At 73.6% G+C, this 20,194-nt stretch carries 14 protein-coding genes, 1 rRNA gene, 2 pseudogenes and 2 other annotated features; of the genes and pseudogenes, 13 read left to right on the top strand and 4 right to left on the bottom strand.

Translation table 11 applies throughout. The features are described 5' to 3' along the window. The first annotated feature begins 92 nt into the window (after positions 1 to 92). Positions 93 to 464: a sequence feature (23S ribosomal RNA rRNA prediction is too short), on the top strand. A 10-nt stretch (positions 465 to 474) separates the two neighbouring features. Next, positions 475 to 1,342 (top strand) — a sequence feature (23S ribosomal RNA rRNA prediction is too short). Positions 1,343 to 1,493: 151 nt separating this feature from the next. The 3 genes and pseudogenes from rrf (at position 1,494) to KCH_RS46225 (ending at position 4,112) form a co-directional block, all read left to right on the top strand. Further along, positions 1,494 to 1,610 (top strand): 5S ribosomal RNA (rrf, locus tag KCH_RS27070). Between the two features lie 1,044 nt (positions 1,611 to 2,654). Further along, positions 2,655 to 3,176: pseudogene (locus KCH_RS47665) on the top strand (DEAD/DEAH box helicase); the annotation flags it as partial. Positions 3,177 to 3,242: 66 nt separating this feature from the next. Next, positions 3,243 to 4,112, top strand: coding sequence for a tetratricopeptide repeat protein (locus KCH_RS46225; RefSeq protein WP_425268917.1), 870 nt, complete (start codon positions 3,243 to 3,245; stop codon positions 4,110 to 4,112). 91 nt (positions 4,113 to 4,203) lie between these two features. Here the strand turns inward: KCH_RS46225 and KCH_RS27085 are convergent, their stop codons facing one another. Continuing rightward, positions 4,204 to 5,559: a DUF1015 family protein gene (locus KCH_RS27085; protein ID WP_084224270.1), complete on the bottom strand. Its 1,356-nt coding sequence runs from the start codon at positions 5,557 to 5,559 to the stop codon at positions 4,204 to 4,206. Between the two features lie 106 nt (positions 5,560 to 5,665). Here KCH_RS27085 and KCH_RS27090 point away from each other — a divergent pair, with 106 nt between their 5' ends. Both KCH_RS27090 and KCH_RS27095 read left to right on the top strand, forming a co-directional pair. After that, positions 5,666 to 6,181, top strand: coding sequence for a tetratricopeptide repeat protein (locus tag KCH_RS27090; RefSeq protein ID WP_035867275.1), 516 nt, complete (start codon positions 5,666 to 5,668; stop codon positions 6,179 to 6,181). 41 nt (positions 6,182 to 6,222) lie between these two features. Beyond that, positions 6,223 to 7,257: an HAD-IIA family hydrolase gene (locus KCH_RS27095; protein ID WP_035867276.1), complete on the top strand. Its 1,035-nt coding sequence runs from the start codon at positions 6,223 to 6,225 to the stop codon at positions 7,255 to 7,257. Between the two features lie 48 nt (positions 7,258 to 7,305). On the opposite strand, the pseudogene KCH_RS45005 reads toward KCH_RS27095, so the two are convergent. Next, positions 7,306 to 7,652, bottom strand: a pseudogene (locus KCH_RS45005) (alkyl sulfatase C-terminal domain-containing protein). A 185-nt stretch (positions 7,653 to 7,837) separates the two neighbouring features. On the opposite strand from KCH_RS45005, the gene KCH_RS27100 reads away from it, so the two are divergent. The 4 genes from KCH_RS27100 to KCH_RS27110 all read left to right on the top strand — a co-directional run bounded on the left by KCH_RS27100 (position 7,838) and on the right by KCH_RS27110 (position 10,774). Beyond that, positions 7,838 to 8,677 (top strand): hypothetical protein, encoded by an 840-nt coding sequence (locus tag KCH_RS27100; protein WP_035867278.1) that lies wholly within the window; start codon positions 7,838 to 7,840, stop codon positions 8,675 to 8,677. Between the two features lie 104 nt (positions 8,678 to 8,781). Further along, on the top strand, positions 8,782 to 8,937 hold the full coding sequence (locus KCH_RS41660) for a hypothetical protein (protein WP_157032202.1): 156 nt from the start codon (positions 8,782 to 8,784) through the stop codon (positions 8,935 to 8,937). 36 nt (positions 8,938 to 8,973) lie between these two features. Continuing rightward, positions 8,974 to 9,780, top strand: coding sequence for a TlyA family RNA methyltransferase (locus KCH_RS27105; protein ID WP_035867283.1), 807 nt, complete (start codon positions 8,974 to 8,976; stop codon positions 9,778 to 9,780). A gap of 91 nt (positions 9,781 to 9,871) precedes the next feature. Next, positions 9,872 to 10,774 (top strand): NAD kinase, encoded by a 903-nt coding sequence (locus KCH_RS27110; RefSeq protein ID WP_035867286.1) that lies wholly within the window; start codon positions 9,872 to 9,874, stop codon positions 10,772 to 10,774. Positions 10,775 to 10,867: 93 nt separating this feature from the next. On the opposite strand, the gene yczR is transcribed toward KCH_RS27110, so the two are convergent. Beyond that, entirely contained in the window at positions 10,868 to 12,346 is a 1,479-nt protein-coding gene (gene yczR, locus KCH_RS27115) for a MocR-like transcription factor YczR (protein WP_035867289.1), read from the bottom strand. 112 nt (positions 12,347 to 12,458) lie between these two features. On the opposite strand from yczR, the gene yczE reads away from it, so the two are divergent. The 3 genes from yczE (at position 12,459) to KCH_RS27130 (ending at position 16,218) form a co-directional block, all read left to right on the top strand. Beyond that, the gene (yczE, locus tag KCH_RS27120; RefSeq protein WP_051653489.1) at positions 12,459 to 13,091 is read left to right on the top strand and encodes a membrane protein YczE; all 633 of its coding nucleotides are present in this window, start codon (positions 12,459 to 12,461) and stop codon (positions 13,089 to 13,091) included. An 82-nt stretch (positions 13,092 to 13,173) separates the two neighbouring features. Continuing rightward, positions 13,174 to 14,907 (top strand): DNA repair protein RecN, encoded by a 1,734-nt coding sequence (recN, locus tag KCH_RS27125; RefSeq protein ID WP_084224271.1) that lies wholly within the window; start codon positions 13,174 to 13,176, stop codon positions 14,905 to 14,907. Between the two features lie 150 nt (positions 14,908 to 15,057). Further along, complete coding sequence (locus KCH_RS27130) at positions 15,058 to 16,218, top strand: glycosyltransferase family 4 protein (protein ID WP_035867292.1); 1,161 nt, start codon at positions 15,058 to 15,060, stop codon at positions 16,216 to 16,218. A 7-nt stretch (positions 16,219 to 16,225) separates the two neighbouring features. Here the strand turns inward: KCH_RS27130 and KCH_RS27135 are convergent, their stop codons facing one another. Beyond that, on the bottom strand, positions 16,226 to 18,259 hold the full coding sequence (locus KCH_RS27135) for a glycoside hydrolase family 15 protein (RefSeq protein ID WP_279635914.1): 2,034 nt from the start codon (positions 18,257 to 18,259) through the stop codon (positions 16,226 to 16,228). 232 nt (positions 18,260 to 18,491) lie between these two features. On the opposite strand from KCH_RS27135, the gene KCH_RS27140 reads away from it, so the two are divergent. Next, entirely contained in the window at positions 18,492 to 20,162 is a 1,671-nt protein-coding gene (locus tag KCH_RS27140) for a CTP synthase (protein ID WP_425268829.1), read from the top strand. Positions 20,163 to 20,194 lie beyond the last annotated feature (32 nt).

Genomic DNA, 20,194 nt, shown 5'->3' on the forward strand with positions numbered 1-20,194 from the left:
GATCCTATGCTGTCGAGAAAAGCCTCTAGCGAGTTTCATGGCGGCCCGTACCCCAAACCGACTCAGGTGGTCAGGTAGAGAATACCGAGGCGTTCGGGTGAACTGTGGTTAAGGAACTCGGCAAAATGCCCCCGTAACTTCGGGAGAAGGGGGGCCATTGCTGGTGATGGGACTTGCTCCTTGAGCTGGTGGTGGCCGCAGAGACCAGCGAGAAGCGACTGTTTACTAAAAACACAGGTCCGTGCGAAGCCGTAAGGCGATGTATACGGACTGACGCCTGCCCGGTGCTGGAACGTTAAGGGGACCGGTTAGTCCGACTTCGGTCGGGCGAAGCTGAGAACTTAAGCGCCAGTAAACGGCGGTGGTAACTATAACCATCCTAAGGTAGCGAAATTCCTTGTCGGGTAAGTTCCGACCTGCACGAATGGCGTAACGACTTCTCGACTGTCTCAACCACAGGCCCGGTGAAATTGCATTACGAGTAAAGATGCTCGTTTCGCGCAGCAGGACGGAAAGACCCCGGGACCTTTACTATAGCTTGATATTGGTGTTCGGTTCGGCTTGTGTAGGATAGGTGGGAGACTTTGAAGCAGCAACGCCAGTTGTTGTGGAGTCGCCGTTGAAATACCACTCTGGTCGTGCTGGATGTCTAACCTGGGTCCGTGATCCGGATCAGGGACAGTGTCTGGTGGGTAGTTTAACTGGGGCGGTTGCCTCCTAAAGGGTAACGGAGGCGCCCAAAGGTTCCCTCAGCCTGGTTGGCAATCAGGTGTTGAGTGTAAGTGCACAAGGGAGCTTGACTGTGAGACTGACGGGTCGAGCAGGTACGAAAGTAGGGACTAGTGATCCGGCGGTGGCTTGTGGAAGCGCCGTCGCTCAACGGATAAAAGGTACCCCGGGGATAACAGGCTGATCTTCCCCAAGAGTCCATATCGACGGGATGGTTTGGCACCTCGATGTCGGCTCGTCGCATCCTGGGGCTGGAGTAGGTCCCAAGGGTTGGGCTGTTCGCCCATTAAAGCGGTACGCGAGCTGGGTTTAGAACGTCGTGAGACAGTTCGGTCCCTATCCGCTGTGCGCGTAGGAGTGTTGAGAAGGGCTGTCCCTAGTACGAGAGGACCGGGACGGACGAACCTCTGGTGTGCCAGTTGTCCTGCCAAGGGCATGGCTGGTTGGCTACGTTCGGGAGGGATAACCGCTGAAAGCATCTAAGCGGGAAGCCTGCTTCGAGATGAGCACTCCCACCTCCTTGAGAGGGTAAGGCTCCCAGTAGACGACTGGGTTGATAGGCCGGATATGGAAGCCCTGTGAGGGGTGGAGTTGACCGGTACTAATAGGCCGAGGGCTTGTCCTCAGACGCTCGCGTTCACTGTGTGGTTCCCGGGTAGCGAACAGCTATCGCCGGTACGGACCCGATATCTATCGGTTCCGACAGGTAAGTAAGTAACACAACTTTCAACTGAAAAGTGTGTTCGCTGAATACCCGATAGGGTTTCGGTGGTCATAGCGTGAGGGAAACGCCCGGTTACATTCCGAACCCGGAAGCTAAGCCTCACAGCGCCGATGGTACTGCAGGGGGGACCCTGTGGGAGAGTAGGACGCCGCCGAACAATTCTTCAAAAGGCCGAGGCCCCAGCGATGAGCTGGGGCCTCGGCCTTTTTTTGTTGGGCTTTTCAACCGGACAGACTGGCCGGCGGACGGCGGTCGGACACCCGGACGCGGTGTTCTTCCGCATGCCGGACAATGGACAAGGCGGACGTACCGGACCCTGATGGGGTTGCGGGGGCGTCCGGATCGCGCGCTGGTGTCGGGGATCGGCAGTGGCGCCTCTAGACCTAGCAGTGTGCAGACAGGAGTCACCAGTATGTCGAACCCGCCCCAGGACCGGCCCGAGCGCCGTAACGACGGCGGCCGGGGCTATGAGCCCAGGTCGCGCGGGGGCTGGTCGAACGACCGTGGCCCGCGCCGTGACGACCGTGGCGAAGGCGGCGGCTACCGGGGTCGTGACGACCGCGGTGACCGTGGCGGCGACCGCGGGGGCTACCGCAGCGACCGTGGCGACCGCCCCTCGTACGGCGACCGTCCGCAGGGCGGCGGTTACCGCGGCCGCGACGACCGCCCCCAGGGTGACCGCGGCGGTTACCGCAGCGACCGTGGCGACCGGCCGTCGTACGGCGGTGGCGCCGGCGGCGGTTACCGCTCGCGTGACGACCGTCCGCAGGGTGGCGGCGGCTACCGTGGCCGTGACGACCGTCCGCAGGGCGGCGACCGCGGCGGGTTCCGTCGGGACGACCGCCCGCAGGGTGGCGGCTTCCGCCGCGACGACCGTCCCCAGGGTGACCGCGGCGGCTACCGTCCGCGCGAGGAGCGGTCGTTCGACGACCGTCCGCAGCGTGGCGGGTTCGAGCGCCGCGACGACCGTGGTGGCTTCCGCCGTGACGACCGTCCGCAGGGCGGCGACCGTGGTGGTTTCCGTCCGCGCGAGGACCGTCCGCAGGGTGGTGGCGGCTACCGTGGCCGTGACGACCGTCCGCAGGGCGGCGACCGCGGTGGCTTCCGTCCGCGCGAGGACCGTCCGCAGGGTGGTGGCGGCTACCGTGGCCGCGATGACCGTCCGCAGGGCGGCGACCGCGGCGGGTTCCGTCCGCGTGAGGACCGTCCGTCGTACGGCCGGGACCGGGACGACCGCGGCGGCTACGACCGTCCGCAGCGTGGCGGGTTCGAGCGCCGTGACGACCGTGGCGGCTTCCGCCGTGACGACCGTCCGCAGGGCGGCGACCGCGGTGGCTTCCGTCCGCGCGAGGACCGTCCGTCGTACGAGCGTCGGGACGACCGTCCCCGTGGTGGCGGCTTCGAGCGTCGTGACGACCGTCCGCAGGGTGACCGCGGCGGGTTCCGTCCGCGTGAGGACCGTCCGTCGTACGAGCGTCGGGACGACCGTCCCCGCGGCGGTGGCTTCGAGCGTCGTGACGACCGTCCGCAGGGCGGCTACCGCGGGGACCGCGGCGACCGGCCGCAGGGTGGTGGCTTCCGCCGGGACGACCGTCCGCAGGGCGGCGACCGGGGCGGGTTCCGTCGGGACGACCGGCCGCAGCGCGGCGGGTTCGAGCGTCGTGACGACCGGGGCGGGTTCCGCGGCCGGGACGACCGGGGTGACCGCGGTGGCTTCCGGGGCGGCCGGGACGACCGTGGCGGGTTCCGCCGGGACCAGGACGAGCGCCGGCCGGAGCCGGTGCGCCGGCTGCCGATCCCGGACGACGTGACCGGCTTCGAGATCGACGCGGACGTCCGCCAGGACCTGAAGAGCCTGCCGAAGACCCTCGCGGACGACGTGGCGCGCAACCTGGTGATGGTCGCGCGGCTGCTCGACAGCGAGCCGGAGGAGGCCTACAACTACTCGCGCGTCGCGCTGCGGCTGGCGTCGCGCGTGGCGAGCGTCCGGGAGGCGGCCGGCTTCGCGTCGTACATGACGCAGCGGTACGCGGAGGCGCTGACCGAGTTCCGGGCCGCGAAGCGGATGACCGGCCGGGCGGACCTGTGGCCGGTGATGGCGGACTGCGAGCGCGGCCTGGGCCGTCCGGAGCGGGCGCTGGCGATGGCCGGCGAGCCCGAGGTGAAGCAGCTGGACAAGGCCGGTCAGGTCGAGATGCGCCTGGTCGCGGCGGGTGCCCGCGCGGACCTGGAGCAGTTCGACGCGGCCGTCGTGACGCTGCAGAGCCCCGAGCTGGCGTCCTCGGCGATCCACCCGTGGACCGCGCGGCTGCGGTACGCCTACGCCGACGCGCTGATCGCGGCCGGCCGGGCGGACGAGGCCCGCGAGTGGTTCGTGAAGGCCGTCGAGGCCGACTCGGACGGCTCGACCAACGCGTCCGAGCGCCTCGCCGAGATCGACGGCGTGGAGTTCACCGACGCGCTGGACGAGGACGCGGAGGACGAGGGCCAGGAGTCCGAGGAGCCGGCGCGCAAGCCGATCGCGAAGGACGAGATCGGCGACGACCGGATGATCTTCGAGGACGAGGAGGACGTCGAGGAGTTCTACGACGACGACGACCTCGAGATCGACGAGGACTACGACGAGAACGCCTCCGAGGAGCAGCCGAAGAAGGCCTGACCTTCCGGCGGCTCGTAGCGAGCAGTGAGCAGTGAGACGGCCCCCGTTCCGGGTAGGAGCGGGGGCCGTTCTGCGTGCCGGGGCGGGCGGGTCAGCCGAGTTCGAGGGAGCGCAGGACCAGTCCGGTGGCCGGTTTGGGGCCGAAGGAGGTGGACTTGCGGGGCATGGTGACGCCCTGTTCGGCGAGGCGGCGGACCACCCGTTCCTCGACGGGGTGGAGCAGCACGGCGGTGCCGCCGGTGCGGGCGGCCTCCCGGACGGCGGACTCGGCGGAGTGCAGGTAGCCGATGTGCTCGGGGCTGTCGGGGACGTGCCAGGTGTGGTCGAGGAGGGTGGCGTGCAGGACGGTGGCGTCGAGGCGGCGCCACTCCTCGGGGCGGTCGGTGCGGACGGTGGCGTCGAGGATGCGCCGGTCCGGGCCGGTGAGCAGCAGGTAGCGGTCGTCGCCGGCGGTGAGGACGAAGGAGTTGCGGTCGTCCGTGCGGGCCTCGGCGAGGGCCGTGAGGGCGTCGGGGAGGGTGCCGGTGAGTTCGGTGACCTGCCAGACGTCGGGGTCGAGGGCGGCCAGTGCGGCGTGCAGCGGCAGGCGGTGCAGGACGCGGTGGATGGCGCGGACCTTCAGCGGGTAGCGGTCGGTGTCGACCAGCAGGACCAGGCCGCGGTCCCAGGGGCTGCGGGGCAGGTGGCGGTGCTCGCGCTGCAGGCGCAGGTACATCTCCCAGCGGTGGTGGCCGTCGGCGATGAGGGCGCGGCAGGTGGCGAGGTCGCGGGTGACGGCGGCCAGGTCGGCGGGGGAGGTGACGGCCCACAGGCGGTGGTGGGTGCCGTCGCTGGTGGTGGTGTCGATCAGCGGTTCGCCGGCGGCGGTGCGTTCGATGACGTCGGCGGCGCGGCCCTTGCCGCGGTAGGTGAGCAGCAGGGGTTCGAGGTTGGCGCGGGTGGTCCGCATCAGGCCGACCCGGTCGGCGACGGGCTTGGGCATGACGTCCTCGTGGGGGAGGACGACGCCGGCCTCGGGGCCGCTGACGGCGAGGGCGCCGATCAGGCCGCGCTGGAGGCCGCCGCCCGGGGTCTGCTGCTCGTAGACGTACAGGGCGGGCCGCGGGTCGGCGGTGAGGATGCCCTGCTGGCGCCAGTCGCGCAGCAGGCGGGCGGCGTGCCGGTAGCGGGTGTCGCGGTCGGGGCGGTGGCCGGGGTCCTCGGGTTCGGGGCGCGGCAGGATGAGGCGGACGATGTTGTGCGGGTCCGCGGTCTCCAGGTCCAGGCGCCGTCCGGGGTCCACCACGTCGTACGGGGGTGAGGTCACCGCGGCGAGGTCGCCGACCCGGTGGGGGTCGTAGCGCAGGCCGCGGAACGGGGACAGGGACAGCCCTGCGGTGGCGACGTGCCCGGGGTCTCCGGGGCCGCCCGAGGGCTCGTTGCCGCTTTCGGCACGAGGGGCGCTCATCTTGGGCATGTTAGTCGGGTAGTCCTTGTTGGGAGATCGCGATGCGCGTGACCGTTCCGGTCGCGGGCGGAACGGTGGGTGCGGCGCAGGAAGCGGGGCAGGGCGGATGAGCTACGGGATGCACGACGGCGACAGCGCGGACGGGGCGGAGGCTGTTCCCGCCGGTGCGGCGGGGGCTCCGGGCGGCGGGGTGTACGACTGGTTCCGGCGCGGGGTGCGGCTGCTGGAGGAGCGGCACCCGGCGGCGGCGGTGCAGCTGCTGGCGCGGGCGGCGGAGGCGGAGCCGGGGTCGCGGTCGATCCGGGAGGCGCTGGGGCGGGCGCAGTACGACGCGGGGCAGTACGCGGCGGCGCTGGAGAGTTTCCGCGCGGTGGCGCTGGCGGACCCGTCGGACGACTACGCGCAGTTCGGGTGGGGGGTGGCGGCGGCCCGGCTGGGGGACTTCGAGGCGTCGGCGGAGCACCTGGCGCTGGCGGTGGCGATGCAGCCCGGCAACAAGCACTACCGGGCGGCGCTGCGGCAGACCAGGGCGACGCTGGCGGCCCGTGCGGGGGCGTTCGGGCCGTTGCAGCCGGGTGCGCCGGGGTACTTGGCGCCGCCGGACGGGACGGACGAGACCTAAGGTTGCGGGTGTTCGATCGTTCGAGGTGACAGGGAGCAGTGATGGCGGAGAGCGCCGACCGGGTGCGGAGCGTGCCGCGGGGCAGTGCGGTGGCGTTGACGGAGGCGTACGACACGGCGCTGCTGGACCTGGACGGGGTGGTGTACGCCGGCCCGCACGCGATCCCGTACGCGGTGGAGGCGCTGGAGCGGGCGCGGGCGGCGGGGATGCGGCTGGCGTACGTGACGAACAACGCCTCGCGGCCGCCCCGGGTGGTGGCGGGGCACCTGTCGGAGCTGGGGGTGCCGGCCGAGCCCGCCGACGTGATCAACTCGGCGCAGGCGGCGGCGCGGCTGGTGTCGGAGAAGGTGCCGGCGGGGTCGCGGGTGCTGGTGGTCGGCGGGGCGGGGCTGGTGGAGGCGCTGGAGGAGCGCGGGCTGGTGCCGGTGCGCTCCCTGGACGACGGTCCGGCGGCGGTGGTGCAGGGCTACGACCCGTCGGTGGGCTGGGCGGACCTGGCGGAGGCCTCGTACGCGGTGGGGCGGGGCCTGCCGTGGGTGGCGTCGAACACCGACCTGTCGATCCCGACGGCGCGCGGCATCGCGCCGGGCAACGGGACGCTGGTGGCGGCCGTGTCGGCGGCGACCGGCGTGTCGCCGGAGGTGGCGGGCAAGCCGCTGCCGCCGATGCACCGGGAGACGGTGCTGCGGACGGGCGCGAAGCGTCCGCTGGTGGTCGGCGATCGCCTGGACACCGACATCGAGGGGGCGTTCAACGGCGGCGTGGACTCGCTGCTGGTGTTCACCGGCGTCACCACGCCCGGACTGCTGCTGGCGGCGCCGGTCCAGCACCGGCCGACGTACCTGTCGGAGGACCTGCGGGGCCTGCTGGAGCCGCAGCCGGAGGTCGCGGAGCTCGGCGGCGGCCGGTTCGGCTGCGGCGGCTGGACGGCCGGCGCGGACGGCGGCGCGCTGACCCTGGACGGCGCGGGCGAGCGGATCGACGCGCTGCGGGCGCTGTGCGCGGCGGCCTGGACGTGGGCGGACGCGAACGGCGGGGCGGCGCCGGAGAGCGCGAAGGCGCTGGCGGCGCTGTGACGGCGGCGGGCTGACGGACCGTCGGCCGTCCGTCCGGGCGGCCTGCGGTCAGAGCAGGCTGCGCAGCCGGAGCAGGTCGAGGAAGCTCGCGTCGAGCTTGAGGCGGCCGGTGGCCCAGGCGGTGGGGAACGGCAGGCGGCCGTCGACCAGGGCGACCAGGTCGTCGCCGGTGGTGGTGAGGCGGATGTCGGCCTTGGCGGCCGGGCGCCGGGGGTGTCGGTGATGCCGGTGAGCCGCCCGTCGGCGAGGCGTCCGGTGAAGGTCAGGTCGAGGTCGGTGAGGTGGCAGCTGAGCGACCGGTCGAGGGCGGCGGCCTTGCGGACGTCGCCGTTCGCGCCGGCGAGGTTGCGGCTGAGCTGCTCCAGTGCGCTGCGGCACTCCTCGATGGTGGCCATGGGTGCGGCGTGCTCCTGTCTCGGTGGTCGGTTCGGCGTTCCACGCTAACGCGCCCGGCGGCTGCGGTGGCCGGGTGGGGGCCGGGGCCGACCGTGCGGCGGGTCGGTGCGGGCGGGTACGGGCGGGCGTAGGACGGGGTAGCGTCGGGTGCGGGCAGTCGGTGCCCGCCGAGGAGGCGTTTCGGATGCTGCGGGATGCGGTGCGGGGTGTGGTGGTGGTCGCGGCGGAGCTCGCCGAGGAGGCGAGCCGCCGGGTGGCGGGCGCGGCCGAGGAGTTGCGCAAGCGGACCGGTGAACTGCCGTCCGAGCTGGAGCAGTTGCGGTCGCTGGCCGAGCAGGCGGTGACGGCCGGGGTGGACCTGGTCACGGGCCTCGCCAAGGGCCGGGCGGACCAGGTGTTCGAGAAGGTCGGCGACCAGGTGGTGAAGGTCGGCGTGGTGCTGAGCTTCCTGGAGTCGAAGCTCCGCGAGGTCGACGAGCCGGAGGCCGCCGAGCCGGCGGCGTCCGAGCCCGAGGCCCCGAGGCGGAGGAGCCGCCGGTCCGGCCGGCCGCCCGTGCGAAGGGCCTGTTCGACGCGGGGTGGGACAAGGAGCCGGTGGCCGACGCCGGCGCGGTCGCGGACGCCGGTGCGGTGGCGGCGGGCCCGGCCCGGCCGGCGGCGCCCGGAAGCGGCCCGCGGGCTCGCCGTCCGCGGCGAAGAAGGCGGCCGCCCGCAAGGGCACGGCGGCCAAGCAGGCGGCGGCGAAGCGCTCGGTGCCGCGCCGGGCGCCGGCGGGCGAGGGCGGGACGACGGCGACGCCGCGGACGGTGGCGAAGAAGGCCGCCGCGAAGAAGACCGCGGTGCGGAGGCCGGCCGGTGCGGCCGAGAAGGCGGCGGCGGACAGCCCGTCGGCGCCGCTGCCCGCGGCGGCGAAGAAGGCCGCACCGGCGCGGAAGGCCGCGGCGAAGAAGACCGCGACCGAGCAGTCCGCGGCGAAGAGGACAGTGGCGAAGAAGGCACCGGCCAAGCGGCCCGCGGCGGCTGACGGTGTGTCGGGCGGCGCGTCGGGCGGTGCTTCGGGCGGCGCTTCGGCGAAGAAGGCGGCCGGCCGGAAGCCTGCCGGGCCGGGCGAGGCCGGGGGCGCCGGCGGTGAGTGAGGAGCAGTGGACGGGCGAGCCGGAGGTGGACGAGGTGCTGGCCCGGCTGGGGGAGGCCGACGGGGTGGGGACGGGGGAGCGGGTCGAGGTGTACGAAGATGTTCATGCGCGGCTCGCCGCGACCCTCGCGGCGCTCGACCGCGAGTGACGATTGCGGAATGTGGGAGCTGACGTAGTAGTGGCAGTGGCACGACGCCGTCTGGACGCGGAGCTGGTGCGGCGGAAGCTGGCCCGGTCGCGGGAGCATGCGAGTGAGCTGATCGCGGCGGGCCGGGTGACGGTCGGCGGGGCGGTGGCGACCAAGCCCGCGACGCAGGTGGAGACGGCGGCCGCGGTGGTGGTCGCGAAGGACGACGCCGACCCGGACTACGTCTCGCGGGGCGGTCACAAGCTGGCGGGCGCGTTCACGGCGTTCGTGCCGCAGGGCCTGGTGGTGGAGGGCCGGCGGGCGCTGGACGCGGGGGCGTCCACGGGCGGCTTCACCGACGTGCTGCTGCGCGCCGGCGCGGCGCACGTGCTGGCGGTCGACGTCGGCTACGGGCAGCTCGCGTGGTCGCTGCAGAGCGACGAGCGGGTGACGGTGATGGACCGCACCAACGTGCGCGAGCTGACGCCGGAGCTGATCGGCGGGACGCCGGTCGACCTGGTGGTCGGCGACCTGTCGTTCATCTCGCTGGGCCTGGTGCTGCCGGCGCTGGCCGGCTGCGCGGCGCCCGACGCGGACCTGGTGATGATGGTGAAGCCGCAGTTCGAGATCGGCAAGGAGCGGCTGGGCTCCGGCGGCGTGGTGCGCTCCCCCGAGCTGCGGGCCGAGACGATCCGCCAGGTGGCCTCGCAGGCCTGGCAGTTGGGCCTCGGAGTGCGGGCGGTGACGGCGTCGCCGCTGCCGGGGCCGTCCGGGAACGTGGAGTATTTCCTGTGGCTGCGCCGCGACGCGGGCGAGCTGGATCCGGCCGAGGCGGACCGGGCCGTGGCGGAGGGCCCCAAGTAGGGTACTTGGCAGACGTCCGAGCGTTGCGCAGACTGGCAGGCCGCGGCCGGGCCAGCAGGGTCCGGCAGGCGTAGGGAGAGGGCAGCGGGCAATGAGCGATCGTCGTACGGTCTTCCTGATCGCGCACACCGGCCGGGAGGCCGCCCTGCGCAGTGTGGAAGGGCTGGTGGACGGCCTGCTGAAGGCGGGGATCCGGATCCGGCTGCTGGAGGCGGAAGCGGTGGGCCTGGACCTGCCGGACGGGGTGGAACTGGTGCCGGGCGGGCCGGGCGCGGCCGACGGCTGCGAGCTGATCCTGGTCGCGGGCGGGGACGGCACCCTGCTGCGGGGCGCCGAACTGGCCCGCGAGTCCGGCCTGCCGATGCTCGGCATCAACCTGGGCCGGGTCGGATTCCTCGCGGAGGCCGAGCGCGACGACCTGGCGACGGTGGTCGACCGGGTCGTGGACGCCGACTACACCGTCGAGGAGCGGATGACCATCGACGTCCTGGTGCGCACCAACGGCGATGTGCTGCACGAGGACTGGGCGCTGAACGAGGCCTCGGTGGAGAAGGCGGCCCGCGAACGGATGCTGGAGGTCGTCACCGAGGTCGACGGCCGTCCGGTGTCGAACTTCGGCTGCGACGGGGTCGTGCTGTCGACGCCGACCGGCTCCACGGCGTACGCGTTCTCCGGCGGCGGGCCGGTGGTGTGGCCGGAGGTGGAGGCGCTGCTGATGGTGCCGATCAGTGCGCACGCGCTGTTCGCCCGGCCGCTGGTGACCTCGCCGGACTCGGTCCTGGCGGTGGAGGTGCAGCCGAAGACGCCGCACGGGGTGCTGTGGTGCGACGGGCGGCGCTCGGTCGAACTCCCGGCCGGGGCACGGGTGGAGGTGCGGCGGGGCAAGACGCCGGTCCGGCTGGCGCGGCTGCACCGGGCGCCGTTCACGGACCGGCTGGTCGCGAAGTTCGCGCTGCCGGTGACGGGGTGGCGGGGGCGGTCGGGAACGGCCTGAGGCCGGGCCGGGAGCGCGTCCCGGCCGGGGCGCGATCACGTGCACGTCCCTGGCCCGGGCCGCGCTCGTTCCGCCTCGCGCGGCTCCCCGTCCTCAGCCCACCGTCATGGGCTCCGGGTCCGTCGTCGAGAACCTCTCGCTGCGGGCGGCTTCGGCGGCCTCCGTGATGCGGCGGAGGGCGTCGGGGACGAGGGCCGCGGGGAGGGTGAGGGGGAGGCGCAGGTGCTCCTCGAAGGCGCCGTCGATGCCGAAGCGGGCGCCGGAGGCGAGGCGGACGCCGAGGCGTTCGCCGGCCCGGGCGAGGGCGGTGGTGGGCAGGCCGGGGGTGGACACCCAGAGGGCGAGGCCGCCGGGGGGCAGGGTGAAGCGCCAGTGGGGGAAGTGCCGGGGGAGGGCGTCGGCGAAGGCTTCGGCGGTGGCGCGCAGGCCGGCGTGGCGGGCGGCGCGGACGGCGGGCAGGTGGGCGTCGAGCAGCCGGGCGGCGATGAGCTGGTCGAGGACCGGGGTGCCGAGGTCGTAGAGGGCCCGGTCGGCGGCCAACTTCCGTACCAGGGACGGCTGGGCGCGCAGCCAGCCGATGCGCAGGCCGGGCCAGAGCAGTTTGCCGGCCGAGCCGACGGTGATGACCCGGGCGTCGCGGTCGAGGGCGGCGAGCGGGCGGGGGAGGTCGGATTCGGGGACGCCCCAGCCGAGTTCGGCGCAGGTCTCGTCGGAGACGACGGCGGTGCCGGCGGCGCGGGCGTGGGCGAGCAGGGCGCGGCGCTGGTCCTCGTCGATCAGGGCGCCGGTGGGGTTGTGGAAGTCGGGGATGGTGAAGGCGAGTCTCGGGGCGGCGCCGCGGAGCACCCGCTGCCACTGGTCGAGGTCCCAACTCGCCCGGCCGGCCGGGTCGGTGGTGAACGGGACGGGCACCAGGCGGGCGCCGAGCCGGTCGAGGGCGCGCAGGGTGTTGACGTAGCTGGGCGCTTCGACGGCGACCCGGTCGCCGCGGGTGAGCAGGGACTGGTGGGCCAGGTGCAGGGCGCTCATCGCGCCGGTGGTGATCAGGACCTGGTCGGGGCCGGTGGGCAGGCCGCGTTCGGTGAAGCGGCGGGCGACGGCCTCGCGGAGCACGGGCAGGCCGGTCGGGTAGTTGCCGTGCCCGAGGGCGTACGCGGGCAGTTGTTCGAGGGCGTGGGCGGCGGCCTCGGCGAGCTGCGGCGGGGCGGTGGGGGCGGCCAGGCCGAGGTCGAGTTCGGCGCCGTGCTGGTCGGGGGCGAGCGGGTGGAGGGCGTCGGCGGGCGGCCGGGTGCCTTCGGGCAGGGCGGTCCAGGAGCCGGCGCCGCGGCGGGAGTGCAGGAAGCCGTCGGCGCGCAGGGCCTCGTAGGCGGCGGCGACGGTGGTGCGGCTGAGCCGGAGTTCGGCGGCGAGTTCGCGTTCGGCGGGCAGCCGGGTGCCGACCGGGAGGCGGCCGTCGGCGACCAGGCGGGAGACCTGGGTGGCGAGCGTCCGGTAGGCGGGGCGGCGGCCGTCCGGCGGGGGGAGCTGGCGGGCGAGGGCGTGCGGGGTGAGGGTGCTGTGCCACTCGGCCATCGGAATCAGTCCACTCGGATCGGATTGGCCCTGTCGGGTGCGCTTTTGGACTGCCCATAGTGGCGGTCAGTGCCGAGGAACGGCAAGCGCCGCACGAAATGAGGTCCACCCGATGGCGGTCTCCCTGCCCCTGTCCGCGAACTCCACCGAACTGCCCCGCCGCCTGCTCCGGTTGGCCGCCGGCCTGGTGCTGTACGGCGTGTCGATGGCGCTGGTGCTGCGCGCCTCGCTCGGCGGCAACCCGTGGGACGTCTTCCACCAGGGCCTGGCCCGGCACGTGGGCCTGAGCGTCGGCACCTGGGTGACGCTGGTCGGCGCGCTGGTGCTGCTGCTGTGGATCCCGCTGCGGCAGAAGCCCGGCGTCGGCACCGTCGGCAACGTGGCCGTCCTCGGCGTCGCCATGGACGCCACCCTGGCGGTGCTGCCGCACCCGCACGCGCTGGCCGCCCGGATACCGCTGCTGGCCGCCGGCATCGTGCTGAACGGCCTGGCCACCGGCCTGTACATCGGCGCGCGGCTCGGCCCCGGCCCGCGCGACGGCCTGATGACCGGCCTGCACCGGCGCACCGGCCGCTCCGTGCGGCTGATCCGCACCGGCGTCGAGTTGACGGTGCTGGCCGCCGGCATCGCCCTCGGCGGCACCTTCGGCGTCGGCACGGTCGCCTACGCGCTGGCCATCGGCCCGCTGGTGCAGTTCTTCCTGCCGCGCCTCACGGTGCCCGTCCCGGCCGTCAGCGGCGACTGAAACCCCCTCCCGTGTGAAACCGGGGGGCGGTCGTCGCGTACCGACGGTGGACCCCCGTAAGGTCGTCTCCGTGTTGGACGAGATGCGGATACGGGATCTGGGTGTCATCGACGACGCGGTGGTCGAACTCGCGCCCGGCTTCACCGCCGTCACCGGAGAGACCGGCGCCGGCAAGACCATGGTGGTGACCAGCCTCGGGCTGCTGCTCGGCGGACGGGCCGACCCGGCGCTGGTGCGCAACGGCTCCGCGCGGGCCGTCGTCGAGGGCCGGCTCGCCCTCGACCCGGCCTCCCCGGTGGTGGCCCGCGCCCAGGAGGCGGGCGCCGAACTCGACGACGGCGAGCTGCTGATCAGCCGCACCGTCTCCGCGGAGGGCCGCTCGCGCGCCCACGTCGGCGGCCGCTCGGTGCCGGTCGGCCTGCTCACCGAACTCGGCGAGGACCTGATCGCCGTGCACGGCCAGACCGACCAGCAGCGGCTGCTGCGCCCGTCCCGGCAGCGCGGCGCGCTCGACCGGTACGCGGGCGAGGCCGTCGCCGAGCCGCTGGCCCGCTACCGCGAGGTGTACCGCACCCTGCGGGAGGTGTCCGCGACCCTGGAGGAGCTGACCACCCGGGCCCGCGAGCGCGCCCAGGAGGCCGACCTGCTGCGCTTCGGCCTGGAGGAGATCGCCGCCGCCGAGCCCGTCGCCGGGGAGGACGCCGAGCTGGCCGTGGAGGCCGAACGCCTCGGCCACGCCGACGCGCTGTCCTCCGCCGCGACGCTCGCGCACGCCGCCCTGGCCGGCGACCCCGCCGACCCGGAGGCCGTGGACGCGGGCACCCTGCTCGCGCAGGCCCGCCGCGCCGTCGACGCCGTCCGGCACCACGACGAGCGGCTCGCGCAGCTCGCCGACCGGCTCGGCGAGGTCGGCTACCTGCTCGCCGACGTGGCCGGCGACCTCGCCGGGTACGCCGACGACCTGGACGCCGACCCGGTGCGGCTGGCCGCGGTCGAGGACCGCCGCGCCGTCCTCGCCCACCTGGTGCGCAAGTACTCCGGCGCCGAGGGCACCCTCGCCGAGGTGATCGCCTGGGCCGAGACCGGCTCGGTGCGGCTGCTGGAACTCGACGGCGACGACGAGCGGATCGACGAACTCGGCGCGCAGGAGACCGAGTTGCGTGCCCAGCTGGCCGACCTGGCGGCCGAGGTGTCGCAGGCCCGGCACGCCGCCGCCGACAAGTTCGCCGCCGCGGTCTCCGACGAGCTCGCCGAACTCGCCATGCCGCACGCCCGGGTGACCTTCGCGATCAGCCAGGTCGACGACCTGTCCGGCATCGAGGTCGACGGCCGCACCGTCGCCTACGGCCCGCACGGCGTCGACGAGGTCGAGGTGCTGCTCGCCCCGCACCCCGGCGCGCAGCCCCGCCCGATCGCCAAGGGCGCGTCCGGCGGCGAGCTGTCCCGCGTCATGCTGGCCGTCGAGGTGGTGTTCGCCGGCGCCGACCCGGTGCCGACCTACCTGTTCGACGAGGTCGACGCGGGCGTCGGCGGCAAGGCCGCCGTCGAGATCGGCCGCCGGCTGGCCAAGCTCGCCCGCAGCGCCCAGGTGGTGGTGGTCACCCACCTGCCGCAGGTCGCCGCGTTCGCGGACCGGCACCTGGTGGTGGAGAAGACCAACGACGGCGTGGTCACCCGCAGCGGCGTGAAGACCCTCAGCGACGAGGAGCGGGTGCGGGAGCTGTCCCGGATGCTCGCCGGACTGGAGGACTCCGAGCTCGGCCGCGCCCACGCCGAGGAGCTGCTGGAGGCCGCCCGCACCGCCCGGGCCCGCTGAGCCGCGCCCCATCCCCGCTCCGCACGCGTCGCCCGGGCCCTGCACGGCCCGGGCGACGCGCCCGCAGCGCTGCCGACTGTCCAAGAGGGTGACCGACCTGGCATCGTGGCGAGCGGACACCAGCTGACAACGAGTCGGAGCGAAGACGACGTGGACCATTCCGCCGCCCGGGCCACCGCGGCCCCCCAGCTGCACGTGGTGCTCGTCCTGGCCGCCGCGACGGGCGGGATCGGCGCGCACGTGCGCTCCCTGACGCAGGGTCTGGTCGCCCACGGGGTGACGGTCACGGTCTGCGCCCCCGAGGGAGTCGACCGGCTGCACGGGTTCTCCGCGGCCGGCGCCCGCCTGCACACGGTGGACATCACCCCCACGTCCGGGGCCCGCTCCGACGCCGTCGCGATCGGCGAGCTGCGCCGCGCGTTCACCGGCGCCGACGTCGTCCACGCGCACGGCCTGCGGGCCGGGCTGCTGTCCGACCTGGCGCTGCGCACCGCGGGCCGGTTCCCCGGCATCCGCCCGGAGACCCCGCTGGTGGTCACCTCGCACCACGCGCTGCTCGCCACCGGCCTGGAGCGCCGCCTGCAGCGGCTGATGGAGCGCCGGGTGGTGCGGGCCGCCGACCTGGTCCTCGGCGCGTCCTCCGACCTGGTCGCCCGGGCCCGCGAACTGGGCGCCACCGACGCCCGGCTGGGCCCGGTCGCCGCCCCGCCGCTGCCGCCCGCCGGCCTCGACCGGGCCGCCGCCCGGGCCGCGCTGCCCGGCGGCGACGACGGCCGCCCCGTGGTGCTGGCGATCGGCCGGCTGGTGGTGCAGAAGTGCTTCTCGCTGCTGCTCGACGCCGTCCCGCACTTCGCCGCGCCCGGCGGCCCGATGCCGCACGTGCTGCTGGCCGGCGACGGCCCCGAACGGCAGGCCCTGTACGACCGGGTGCGCTCCGAGAAGCTTCCCGTCGACCTGCTCGGCTACCGCACCGACATCCCCGAACTGCTGGCCGCCGCCGACGTGGTGGTGCTGTCCTCCCGCTGGGAGGCCCGTTCGCTGGTCGCGCAGGAGGCGATGCGGGCCGGCGTGCCGGTGGTCGCCACCGCCGTCGGCGGCGTCCCCGAACTGGTCGGCGACGCCGCGGTGCTGGTTCCGTTCGCCGACCCGCGGGCGCTCGGCGGTGCGGTGCGCGACCTGCTCGGCGACGAGAAGCGCCGGACGGAGCTCGCCGAGGCGGGCCGCGCCCAGGCCCGCACCTGGCCGGACGAGGCCGCCACCGTCGCCCAGGTGCTGTCCGTCTACGACGAACTGGTGCAGCGTCAGGTCTGACCGGCCGTCAGTGCGAGAGGTTGAGCCCGCCCGCCGCGGTCAGCCGCAGCGCGGTGTCGATCAGCGGGACGTGGCTGAACGCCTGCGGGAAGTTGCCGACCTGACGGCGCGCCCGCGGGTCCCACTCCTCGGCGAGCAGCCCCACGTCGTTGCGCAGCGCCAGCAGCCGTTCGAACAGCTCGCGGGCCTCGCCGACCCGGCCGATCATCGCCAGGTCGTCGGCCAGCCAGAACGAGCAGGCCAGGAACGCCCCTTCGTGGCCCGACAGCCCGTCGACGTTGTTGCCCTCGTCGTCGTGCGTCGGGTAGCGCAGCACGAAGCCGTCCTCGGTGGACAGTTCGCGCTGGATCGCCTCGATGGTGCCGATCACCCGCTTGTCGTCCGGCGGCAGGAAGCCGACCTGCGGGATCAGCAGCAGGGAGGCGTCCAGCTCCTTCCCGCCGTAGTACTGGGTGAAGGTGTTGCGCTCCGGGTCGTAGCCCTTCGCGCAGACGTCGGCGTGGATCTCGGCGCGGAGCTTCTCCCAGCGCTCCGCCAGGCCCGGCGGCGGGTTCTCGACCTGCTCCAGCAGCTTGAGGGTGCGGTCGACGGCGACCCAGGCCATCACCTTGGAGTGGACGAAGTGCCGGCGCGGGCCGCGGACCTCCCAGATGCCCTCGTCGGGGTTGCGCCAGTGGTCCTCCAGGTACTCGATCAGGCGCAGCTGCAGCTGGTGGGCGTGGTCGTGCCGGGCCAGGCCCGACATGGTGGCCAGGTGCAGGGCCTCGACGACCTCGCCGTACACGTCGAGCTGGAGCTGCCCGGCGGCGCCGTTGCCGACCCGGACCGGGCGGGAGTCCTCGTAGCCGGGCAGCCAGTCGAGCTCGGACTCGGTGAGTTCGCGCTCGCCGGCGATGCCGTACATGATCTGCAGGTTCTCCGGGTCGCCGGCCACGGCGCGCAGCAGCCACTCGCGCCAGGCGCGGGCCTCCTCGCGGTAGCCGGTGCGCAGCAGCGAGGACAGCGTGATCGCGGCGTCCCGCAGCCAGGTGTAGCGGTAGTCCCAGTTGCGCTCGCCGCCGAGGTCCTCGGGCAGCGAGGTGGTGGGGGCGGCGACGATGCCGCCGGTGGGGGCGTAGGTGAGCGCCTTCAGGGTGATCAGCGAGCGGACCACGGCCTCCCGGTAGGGGCCCTGGTAGCGGCACTGCTCGACCCACTCGCGCCAGAACCGCTCGGTGTTCTCCAGCGCCTCCTCGGCGTCGGGCGGGGCCGGGGCCGGCTCGTGCGAGGCCTTCCAGGTCAGGCCGAAGGCGATCCGCTCGCCCGCGGTGACGGTGAAGTCGGCGTACGTGGTCAGGTCGCGGCCGTAGGTCTCCGCCTCGCCGTCCAGCCACACCGAGTCGGGCCCGGCCACCGCGACGGTGCGGTGGGCGCCGTCGGGCGGCTCGACCCGGTGCACCCAGGGCACCACCCGGCCGTAGCTGAAGCGCATCCGCACCGCCGAGCGCATCCGGACGGTGCCGGCCAGGCCCTCCACGATGCGGATCATCTGCGGCACGTCCGGGGTGCCGAGCAGGTGGCGCGGCGGCATGAAGTCGATCACCCGGACGGTGCCGCCCTGGGTGTCCCACTCCTGTTCCAGGATCAGCGAGTCGCCCCGGTAGCGGCGCCGGTCGCAGGGCAGCGCGGGCGCGGCGGCCGTCACCGGGGGCAGCCGCGGCTCGGTGTCCAGCAGCGTCGGCCGGGGCGGCTCGACGGCGGGCGGCGGCTCGACGGGCAGCGCCGGGCCGATCCGCCAGAAGCCGTGCTCGTCGGTGCCGAGCAGCCCGGCGAACACCGCCGGCGAGTCGAACCGGGGCAGGCACAGCCAGTCGACCGCGCCGTCCCGGCGGACCAGGGCGGCCGTCTGCATGTCTCCGATGAGCGCGTAGTCCTCGATGCGACCGGCCATTCTTCTCCGTTCCCAGCGGTCCCACGCGCCCCCGCGGCGCCGGCGCGCACGGGTCGGGCGAGGATGTCGACGTTTGAGCAGAATACGTTGATTCGGGTGTTTCGGGCGCATGTACGCGCCCCGTCCGCATGCCCGCGCCCCTTGCGCCCCATGCCTGCCGGGCCCGTTCCGGACAGCCCGGCCGGGCCGTCCGGCCGACGCGCGGAACGGTCTTCCACCCGGACGCGGGCGAGCACTCGCCGGGGCACTGATACGCTGGTATCCCGTGGAACTGGTGGGAACGAGGGCCGGGAGCCCCTCCACCGGCGTCACTCTCCGACACGACACCCACGGGAGCCCCCTCTTGGCACAGCCCCATTCCGGCAAGTCGGCCAACGGCCGCGCCGTGACGACCAAGCACCTCTTCGTCACCGGGGGTGTCGCCTCTTCGCTCGGCAAGGGCCTCACCGCCTCCAGCCTCGGCGCCCTGCTCAAGGCCCGCGGCCTGCGGGTGACCATGCAGAAGCTGGACCCCTACCTCAACGTGGACCCGGGCACCATGAACCCGTTCCAGCACGGTGAGGTCTTCGTCACCGACGACGGGGCCGAGACCGACCTCGACATCGGTCACTACGAGCGTTTCCTCGACACCAACCTGCACGGCTCGGCGAACGTCACCACCGGCCAGGTCTACTCCACCGTGATCGCCAAGGAGCGGCGCGGCGAGTACCTCGGCGACACCGTCCAGGTCATCCCCCACATCACCAACGAGATCAAGTCCCGGATCCGCCGGATGGCGACCGAGGACGTCGACGTGGTGATCACCGAGGTCGGCGGCACCGTCGGCGACATCGAGTCGCTGCCGTTCCTGGAGGCCGTCCGCCAGGTCCGCCACGAGGTCGGCCGCGACAACGTGTTCTTCGTGCACGTCTCGCTGCTGCCCTACATCGGCCCCTCCGGCGAGCTCAAGACCAAGCCCACCCAGCACTCGGTGGCCGCCCTCCGCAACATCGGCATCCAGCCCGACGCGATCGTGCTGCGCGCCGACCGCGAGGTCCCGCAGGCCATCAAGCGCAAGATCTCGCTGATGTGCGACGTCGACGAGGAGGCCGTGGTCGCCGCGATCGACGCCAAGTCGATCTACGACATCCCCAAGGTCCTGCACGGCGAGGGCCTCGACGCCTACGTGGTGCGCCGCCTCGACCTGCCGTTCCGCGACGTCGACTGGACCGTCTGGGACGACCTGCTGCGCCGCGTCCACGAGCCGCAGCACGAGGTCAAGGTCGCCCTGGTCGGCAAGTACATCGACCTGCCGGACGCCTACCTGTCGGTGACCGAGGCGCTGCGCGCCGGCGGCTTCGCCAACAACGCCCGGGTCGAGATCAAGTGGGTCACCTCCGACGACTGCGAGACCCCCGAGGGGGCGCAGCAGCAGCTCGGTGACGTCGACGCGATCTGCATCCCCGGCGGGTTCGGCGACCGCGGCGTGGACGGCAAGGTCGCCGCGATCACCTACGGCCGCGAGAACAAGATCCCGCTGCTCGGCCTCTGCCTGGGCCTGCAGTGCGTGGTCATCGAGGCCGCCCGCAACCTGGCCGGCCTGCCCGAGGCGAACTCCACCGAGTTCGACCCGGCCGCCAAGTACCCCGTCATCTCGACCATGGCCGAGCAGCTCGCCATCGTCGACGGCAAGGGCGACCTCGGCGGCACCATGCGCCTGGGCCTGTACCCGGCGAAGCTCGCCGAGGGCTCCATCGTGCGCGAGGTGTACGGCGGCGAGCAGTACGTGGAGGAGCGCCACCGCCACCGCTACGAGGTCAACAACGCCTACCGCGCCGACCTGGAGAAGACCGGCCTGCAGTTCTCCGGCCTCTCCCCGAAGGGCGACCTGGTCGAGTACGTCGAGTACCCGCGCGAGGTCCACCCCTACCTGGTCGCCACCCAGGCCCACCCCGAGCTGAAGTCCCGCCCGACCCGGCCGCACCCGCTGTTCGCGGGCCTGGTCGCCGCGGCGATCGACCGCAAGGTCGGCTGACGGTCCCCGCTGGGAAGCCGCCCGTCCCGGAG

This window comes from Kitasatospora cheerisanensis KCTC 2395 (assembly GCF_000696185.1).
GTDB classification, from domain to species: Bacteria; Actinomycetota; Actinomycetes; order Streptomycetales; family Streptomycetaceae; genus Kitasatospora; species Kitasatospora cheerisanensis.